This is a genomic window from Treponema primitia ZAS-1 (genome assembly GCF_000297095.1).
GTDB classification, from domain to species: domain Bacteria; phylum Spirochaetota; class Spirochaetia; order Treponematales; family Breznakiellaceae; genus Termitinema; species Termitinema primitia_A.
In genome coordinates, this window is the sequence record NZ_AEEA01000084.1 from 23,386 (window position 1) to 31,299 (window position 7,914).

A 7,914-nucleotide genomic window follows, 5' to 3' on the forward strand; every position below is an offset into this window, starting at 1 on the left:
AATGAAAACAAGTACTCTTTTTAGTCTACAGCATTATGGCAAATTCACGCAAGGTCCCAGCTTGAAGATTATGACGAATTCAGGGTATGATGGAACAACCAAGCATGTGGGAACTGAGAATTTTGGAACTGCTTATCGCCTTTTTTCTCCTCCTGCCCTTGATCCGGCCTTTTATCAAGGGCCTTTGGACTATGGACGGTTTGGCGGTACTCCCAATACTTGCCCTGGGGATTGCCGCCGGTCTTTTTCCGGCCTACGGAATACGGCCCGAATGTTTTCCCCTGATCGTATATGCAATTATCCTGAATATCGCTAATCTTCCCGCCCTTAGCTCGGTTTTAAGGCGCCTTAAGAACGATAATTTTCGGGACCGGGGGCCCTTGTCTACGGGGATATTCCTGGGGCTGCTCGTTGCCGTTACCGCTCTGGCCGTATATTTTGTTCCTTCCCTTGATGTAGATATGGCTGCTTCCGGGGTACATTCCACCCTTGTGAGAGACACAAACCGGAATGTAGATCTGTTCCTGCGCATTTACAGGCCGGATAAACCGGAACAATCCGGAAAAAGCGCACTTCTGATGCTTATTCCCCCGGCGGCAGGTTCTCTGCTGACGGTGGACCGGCTCTGCGGGGAACTTTCCCAACGGGGCTTTGTGGTATTAACGTATTCCCGAAAGGGTATTGATGCTCCGGCAGTAGAGGATAACGGGACGAAGCATCTCCTGTCCCTGGCCGGGAACATACGACTTCTGAGGGCCATATTCCATGGAACCACCTGGGCTGCGGCAAATAATCTGGGCCGTAGTCTGGAGGAAGAACGGAAACAGGATCTGGAATTCCTACTCTCTTCCCTCAAAAACCGGGACGGTATAGGGAATTTACTGAGCGAACATACGAACCAGAATCTTGTTTTTATCGCCGGATTCGGCGCCGGAGGCGCTGCCGTAGTCAGTTTGGCCGCATCTCCGGGATTTGCCGCAAAAAACCCCGCCGTACGGGGAATTATTGGCCTGGAGAGTCCCATCCTGTCCGCCCTGGGGCAGGAATCCCCAAAAACCCTGGATATTTCGCGGAAGGAAGCGGGGTGGCTGCAATTTTTTTGGGCGAATAGTAGTGTCCGGATTGCCAATCTGAAGCCCAGAAAAGTCAAAGGCATAGACCAGCTTCCCCTGCCGGAGGTTCCGACCCTATTCATCCTTTCCGACCGGGCTTTGTATTCGCGGTACCGGGAGCGCCGGTATATGAGCGCCCTGGAAAGCTTCCGGAAGGGCGCCAGCCCCGCAGCCTTGGTGATGGTTCCCGGCGCAGGTCCCCTGGATTATTCGGATGCACCGGAAAAATATCCCCTTTTGAGCCTGCTCCTTACCGGGGATATGGCGCCGGTCTGGACCCGAGCGGATTATCTGCCGGGAACCGCCTCGCTGATAATCAATTTTGCCGCCGCCGTAGAGAAAACCGGGCCCTTTAAAAGAACGATCCTGGACAAAAACATTTATATCAATATCAACAGGGCCTGGAATATGACGCCCTCCGAGTATATACTAGGCTTATGACTTCCCTCAAATTGGACGCCTATTTTAGAAGTCTCCTTGATCTTGAGGGATTTGCCGGTATGGACCCTTCGCTGAACGGCATCCAGGTGGACAATGACGGGGCGGAGATTTCAAAAATAGCCTTTGCGGTGGATGCCTGCCTGGAAACTTTTAAGCGAGCCGCCGATGCCGGAGCGGGGATGCTCTTTGTCCACCATGGTCTTTTCTGGGGCCAGCCCCTGCGTGTTGCCGGCGCCCATCGAGAGCGCCTTCGTTTTCTCCTGGAACACAATCTGGCGCTCTACGGAGTTCACCTGCCCCTGGATCAGCACCCATCCCTGGGAAACAATGTCGGCCTGGCGGAACTGCTGGGGATTGAGTCGCTGGAACCCTTTGGGGAGTATCATGGCCGGAAAATCGGGTATAAGGGAACGCTTGCGAAACCCTTGACTATTGAGGCTGCGGTTAAGCGCATCAGCTTTAAAGATAGGCCGCCCCTGGGGGTGTATCCTTTCGGAAAACAAGAAAACCTGAGCTGTGCGGTGATCTCCGGGGGAGCAGCCGAGGAAGCCCTCCAGGCATTGGATGAGGGGATCGATCTGTATGTTACCGGGGAGGCTTCCCATCAAATCTATCACCAGGCCCTGGAAGGGCATCTTAACATGATCGCCGGCGGGCACTATTCCACCGAGGTATGGGGGGTCCGACGGGTCATGGAAAACTGCGCCGCCCAGCTAAATTTGGAACTTGAGTTTATCGATGTGCCCACCGGCTTATAAAAAATGGGGGAAAAAGGATAAAAATGACCGCTAAAAATAAACATAAATTGATGCCCGTCCTGCTGACCGGTTTTATCATCTTGGCGGATCAGCTGGTCAAGGGCTTTATCGTAAAAAACTGGCCTTTGCGAAATGCGAACGGGGGAGAATTCATCAAGGATGTATTCAACAATGATCTGATCTGGATTATCCATGTGCGGAACAAGGCCATAGCCTTTAGTTTGGGGAATAACCTTCCGGATGTTCTGCGGCCGGCCCTGTTCATCATCCTGCCCTTGCTGGTATTAGCGTTTCTGGGCTGGTATTATTTTAAAACCAATGAGCTGAGCAATGTTCAGCGCTGGGCCTTTGCGGGGATTATCGGCGGCGGTATCGGTAATATTATTGATCGTATCTTCCGTCCCGACGGTGTGGTGGATTTTATCAGCGTCAAGTTCTACGGTTTCCTGGGGCTCGACCGGTGGCCTACGTTCAATATCGCCGATTCCAGCGTGGTGATCTGTGGTATCCTTCTGTTCCTGACAATTATCATATTCCCCCCGCGTCCGGAGGCGGCAGTTCAATGAGCAACAAAAAAGCAAATACCCTGTTATTTATCCTGGCAGCTACGGTGGCCAATATTCTGATAACCATAATCAGTTTCTTTGTGTTCTATCTTCTCTATGCCTTGCTTATAAAGTCCTGGCTGCCGGAAAATTCCGTTATCCTGTGTCTGGCATTAATTTTTCTGATTGCCCTGGTAGTCTCTTTTATTACGTATCAGAAATTACTAAAACTGTTCATGAAAAAAGTGGATGTGCAGAAGTACTTCGATCCTATTTTTAAAGGTCCGACTTCGCGCGGTTAAGATCCCGCTGGTACAATTCCTGGTAGGTAAAGCTGCGGCCTTTGAGTTTTTCCTTAACTTCCTGGGTAAAGGGCATGTAGCGCCAGAAGATACCCCGGACTTCCTTATCCAGCTTCTGGGTACCCTCGCTTTCCTTGGTCATCCAGAGTACATAATCGTTGATAAAAAACTCTTTTAAATCGCCCTTAAATTTCTTTGCCGCAAACCACTGGTAATAGTTACCGGTAAGTCCCTCTTCCATCCAGTAGAAGGATGCTTTTTCCTTGGCATTCTGCCAGCGAAGATCCCCCACTGCGGTGAGCAAGGCCAGGGGCAGGCTCTTGGAGTACATGGGAACCGCAATCCGGCCTCGGCTGGTTGCCCGGTTATGACGATCAAAGGGTTCCCAGCAGACCCCGGAATCCCCGTAACCGGGGATAAGAATTACGTAGGGAACAATGCGGTTCAGCTTGTTCTTATAGGACCGGCAAAAAGCCTGGGGATCTATGCTTTCTACCCATTTAAGCTGGATAAGGATATTCTCCCTGGAAGCCACATCCTGGGGCATGCAGTGGAAGTACTCCTTGGTCAGTATGGGAAACTGATTCCCCTGGCGGCCTATGGTCATTTTGGCCATCTGCCGTATGGTACCGAATTCTGTATCCACCGCTTGGGAATCTACCGCGCTGGCCCCCTCGGCTTCAACCTTATCATTCAGGGTCGCAACATCCTCCACGGCCTGGGTATATTCCTGTAAAAATGTGTTCAGTTCCCGGTCCGCCTTGTACATCTGTTTTAAGATTTCCTGGACTTCGCTAAAAACCCTTTTCTGGGCTTCACTAAAAAGGGAATGGATCTCCGGAAGCTCATCCATGGGATAATGCTCGACTATTTGGGCTACCTTTTCCTGGAGGTTCCGTTCCAGGTTCATCCGTTCTTCATCCTTGGCCTTAAGGAGACCCTTAGCGCCGTCCCGCTTCCCCATAGCCTTATCCAGGAGCTGCTTCATTTTAACGGAAGCGTTACCCCGGGAAACATTTACCTCATCGGTGGAGGAAGGCCGGACCGTCCCGTTTCCCACCGCCCGGAGCCATTCATCCAGGTAATATACCGGCTCGGAATACTCATTAGCCACCACAAACCGGGAAAAAAGATCCTTTTCCTCAGGACCAAGAAAAGCCGGGTGCAGTATCCCAAAACGGAGCAGGAATTTCTTTGGATCCTGCAGCTTCCCCGCGGCTTTTTTAGCCACCCCCAACAAAAAATCCCAATAAACGGTGATGATCTGCTGCCGGAAGACCCCCCGATCCTTAGGATCCTTGGCGTTAAGGAACTTTTGGAGGATACCGTGAAGCCGCTGGGCAATATCGCCCTCATTAGAAAGGGCGATTTTATAGTAATTAGGATCACTGAAAGCAGGATTAGGGGTATCTTCTAACTTTTTTGTTACATCGGGAAACGTACCGCCAAGTTCAACCTCGTTCTCCTCACCACCTTCCCCGGCATCGGCATCCTCCGATTCATCAAGAGGAGACATGGCTCCAGGGCTGCCGCCAAAAAGGCTGGAATAATCGGGAGACGGGGTATTAGCTGTGGGGGAAGAAACCGCGGTACCTAACAAAGCGGCAAGTTCCGGGTCCATTTCCCCTTGAAACATATTATTTTCACTCATAATACACGCTTCGATACAAAAAAAGACTCCATATTAGGTTATAGAGATTTTTTGAGGGGCTGTCAATGCGGGGTTTAGAAGGAAAACACAAGAAATGGAGCCCTATTTAGGCTTCCGCAAATAGCTAAAATTATGTACATATTTTTAGCTTTCGGAGGTGAGGGGAATTGAACCTCCGTGTCTTTTGGCAAAGACCCCATTGCGGCCCTACGCCCTGCTTGGGCCGTAACGGGGCAGGTCAGGGGTTCAATTCCATTTAAACTTGAGTTTTGTCGATCAGGATTTACGGTTTTAAAAAGGCTTCTGGAGGTGAGGGGAATTGAACCTTCGTGTCTTGCGGCAAAGACCCCATTGCGGCCCTACGCCCTGCTTGGGCCGTAACGGGGCAGGTCAGGGGTTCAATTCCATTTAAACTTGAGTTTCTCGATTAAGATTTACGGTTTTAAAAAGCTTCTGGAGGTGAGGGGAATTGAACCCCTGACCTCTTGAATGCCATTCAAACGCTCTAGCCAACTGAGCTACACCCCCAGAAGTCTCTTAAAACCAAGCGCATTCAAGTAATTTCTCTATATATTTGAGAATATACCCGGCCGGGCGGATTGTGTCAAGCGGAGATCGGGAGGTATGGCGCTATTCTGTTTGTAAATACCGTGATAGGTCCCGGGCTCCGAATTTTATAAGCGCGCTTTAGTTAAATCCCGTCAATCTCTTCCTGTGTGAGGTCAGTATATGCCATGATTTTTTTTCCAGGCTCTTTATCAGCCTTCATTTTCCGGGCTATTTCAATGGCCTTTTGTTTTTCTCCCTCCCGCTTCGCCTTGTTAATAGCACTGGTCAGGTCCGACATCGCCATTGCCCGCATCTGGTAGGCCCGTAACGCTTCCTTGTCTTTTGACACAAAGTCCATCTTAGTTTCCGCTTTCTGTATCGCCGCATCCATTTGTACTATCTCCTCTACTACTTCAGCCGGGCTGTCCTGGTTAAAATAGGTCATCCACCGCTGTAAGGTATCGTTCTTAATGTCCTTTTCCCGGAGCCGCTTGAATTTCACCATGTCTATGAAGTGGATTTCCAGCGCCTCGGTTAAAATATAGTCCCGTTCGGTGTCTTCCCGCAAGTGGAAACTTGCATGAAAATCCCGGGTTTCCAGGTGTTCAAAATTGACGATGTTTATGGCTATGACGTTTGGCAACTTTTCATAATCATCCCCGACCTCTATGTTCCGGGTGTAGCCCAAGCTCCAGTAAAAGAGGCTCCGCTTGTCCATATTGTCCAGGTTCTTGAGCTGTACCTCGATATTCACCCGTGTCCCGTCCCCAGTCTTTGCCCGGACGTCCAAAACACTGGTTTTGTCCCCGATTATCTCCGCCGTTATGGTGCGGTTTTCGATAATCTCCACCGAAACCAGGGGATCCTTCCGGGTCCGCGTTAATACGGCGTTGAGAAAGCCTAAAAGTTGGTCCTCATCCCCCGGTTCGCCCATCATTTTGAGAAAAAGGTAGTCGTTTAACGGGTTAAGACGTTTAACAGGCTTTTCCGTATCAGGTTTATCATCCGTAATTTTTTGCGCCATGGTTTTGCCTCCAACGTGAAAGAAATATGCGATCATACGGCCGCATACACGTAGTAGGGGGCTGTCCTGCATAGTGCTTTACTGGATTGAGAAAAAAGAGGGGATTTTTTCAAAATTTACGAGATTTAGATCATATTTATGGAAGGTACATTGAAAATCTGACATTTTGGTAAAATGAGAATTACTGGAAAGCCTCCCTCAGCGTGACTCTCTTTATATCAATCGCCTTGACCGGGCAGATTTCGTGGCAGCAGTAGCAGCGTATGCAGGTGTTGTAGTCGATGCGGACCTGCCTGGCTGGGCCTTCACCGCTTAGGGTCATGGCTTTGGAACCGCAGATGCGGGTGCAGTCGCCGCAGCGGAGGCAGATGGAGGGATCAATTTCCGGGCGGGGGGTTAGGCGTTCGCGGAATTTGCGAAAGAACCGGGGGAGGATAAAGTCCGAGAGCTGGCTTCCGGTTTTTTTAAGGGGGATTTTCTTAAAATCGGGGATGCGTAGTTCAACGGGGGTAAGCAGGGGGTATTGGATTTCCGATAGGGAGTTGAGCCAGATGCCGCGGCTTAGGGCCTCACGGGTAACCGGGATTTCCAAGGGGGGGTAGCCTACTATTTCGCTGGCAGCAACGTCCAGGGCCAGGAGGTTGGAGGAGGCCAGGATTAGGCCGATGTGGCGGGGGTCTCCGGAGCTGGGGCCGGGACCTTCCATGCCTACGATGGCGTCCATAAGGGCGTACTGGGGTTTGACGGCGGTGTTCAGATCCACGATCATGGCAGCAAAGGCTTCGCGGCTGGGATAACGGACATGCATGGGGCTTTTGGCCACCGAGGGGATGAGACCGAAAAGGTTTTTCATGGCGCCGGTGTAGTACATGAGCTGGTGGGTCTTGAGCTTGGGGAGGCTGATTATGCAGTCCGCCTCTTTGACCGCGGCGGTAAGGGTAAATTGCTTTGCCACCCTGCCGTCCGGACAGGGGATATCGGTCTTTTCCCGGGTAAAATCTACCCATTCGGCGCCCATACGCTTGGCTGTATCCCCAAGACCGGAGAGTTTGGCGGTAAAGTTTGGTTTTTGCAGGCCCGGACTGTCCCCTACCAGGATCCGAGAGGCGCCCAGTTCACGGACCAGTCGAATCACCGCCTCCAAAAACACCGGGTGGGTGGCTATAGCCTTTTCCGGGGGCGAATCAAAGACAATATTCGGCTTTAGGAGGACGGTTTTGCCCCGGACATTGGGGGGCGCGGCTGCTTCCACCGCCAGACGGAGGGCGGCATACACCAGGCTGGGCTCATAGGCTTCGCAACGGGTAATGGCAACTTGAGTATTCATAGGGGCATACTAACACAAAACAAATAATATACAAAACTATCGCCGCAGCTATTCATAAAAAGGTAAATACTACCGAAATTATAGAATCTTTTTAGATACTGAATTAAACTATGACATAGGAGTTATTATGAAAAAATTGTTCCCCCTTATCTCAGCATTTTTGGTTGTATTGTTTATTGCCGCCTGCGCCGCAGCCCCGGCGCCT

The 7,914-nt window shown here is 50.8% G+C and carries 7 protein-coding genes and 1 tRNA gene; 4 read left to right on the forward strand and 4 right to left on the reverse strand.

From position 1 onward, the window contains the following. The first annotated feature begins 86 nt into the window (after nt 1-86). Genes TPRIMZ1_RS0113385 through TPRIMZ1_RS0113400 form a run of 4 tightly spaced genes read left to right on the forward strand, consistent with a single transcriptional unit; the run spans nt 87 to nt 3,158 of the window. A complete protein-coding gene (locus TPRIMZ1_RS0113385; protein WP_232616830.1) occupies nt 87-1,553 on the forward strand; it encodes a hypothetical protein in 1,467 nt (488 codons plus the stop codon). Then, nucleotides 1,550-2,311, forward strand: a complete 762-nt coding sequence (locus tag TPRIMZ1_RS0113390; protein WP_010260894.1) for a Nif3-like dinuclear metal center hexameric protein — start codon at nt 1,550-1,552, stop codon at nt 2,309-2,311. Before TPRIMZ1_RS0113385 ends, TPRIMZ1_RS0113390 begins: the two co-directional genes overlap by 4 nt. 23 nt (nt 2,312-2,334) lie before the next feature. Continuing rightward, nucleotides 2,335-2,877 (forward strand): signal peptidase II, encoded by a 543-nt coding sequence (gene lspA, locus TPRIMZ1_RS19080; RefSeq protein WP_010260896.1) that lies wholly within the window; start codon nt 2,335-2,337, stop codon nt 2,875-2,877. After that, the gene (locus TPRIMZ1_RS0113400; RefSeq protein ID WP_010260897.1) at nt 2,874-3,158 is read left to right on the forward strand and encodes a hypothetical protein; all 285 of its coding nucleotides are present in this window, start codon (nt 2,874-2,876) and stop codon (nt 3,156-3,158) included. Before lspA ends, TPRIMZ1_RS0113400 begins: the two co-directional genes overlap by 4 nt. Here the strand turns inward: TPRIMZ1_RS0113400 and TPRIMZ1_RS0113405 are convergent. From TPRIMZ1_RS0113405 to TPRIMZ1_RS0113420, 4 genes are all read right to left on the reverse strand, one after another. After that, nucleotides 3,133-4,794, reverse strand: a complete 1,662-nt coding sequence (locus TPRIMZ1_RS0113405) for a hypothetical protein (protein ID WP_010260899.1) — start codon at nt 4,792-4,794, stop codon at nt 3,133-3,135. The genes TPRIMZ1_RS0113400 and TPRIMZ1_RS0113405 overlap by 26 nt on opposite strands. A 469-nt stretch (nt 4,795-5,263) precedes the next feature. Further along, nucleotides 5,264-5,337, reverse strand: a tRNA-Ala gene (locus TPRIMZ1_RS0113410). A gap of 163 nt (nt 5,338-5,500) precedes the next feature. Further along, nucleotides 5,501-6,382: an Rpn family recombination-promoting nuclease/putative transposase gene (locus tag TPRIMZ1_RS0113415; RefSeq protein WP_010260900.1), complete on the reverse strand. Its 882-nt coding sequence runs from the start codon at nt 6,380-6,382 to the stop codon at nt 5,501-5,503. Between the two features lie 181 nt (nt 6,383-6,563). Then, nucleotides 6,564-7,709, reverse strand: a complete 1,146-nt coding sequence (locus tag TPRIMZ1_RS0113420) for a DUF362 domain-containing protein (RefSeq protein WP_010260901.1) — start codon at nt 7,707-7,709, stop codon at nt 6,564-6,566. Nucleotides 7,710-7,914: the final 205 nt, after the last annotated feature.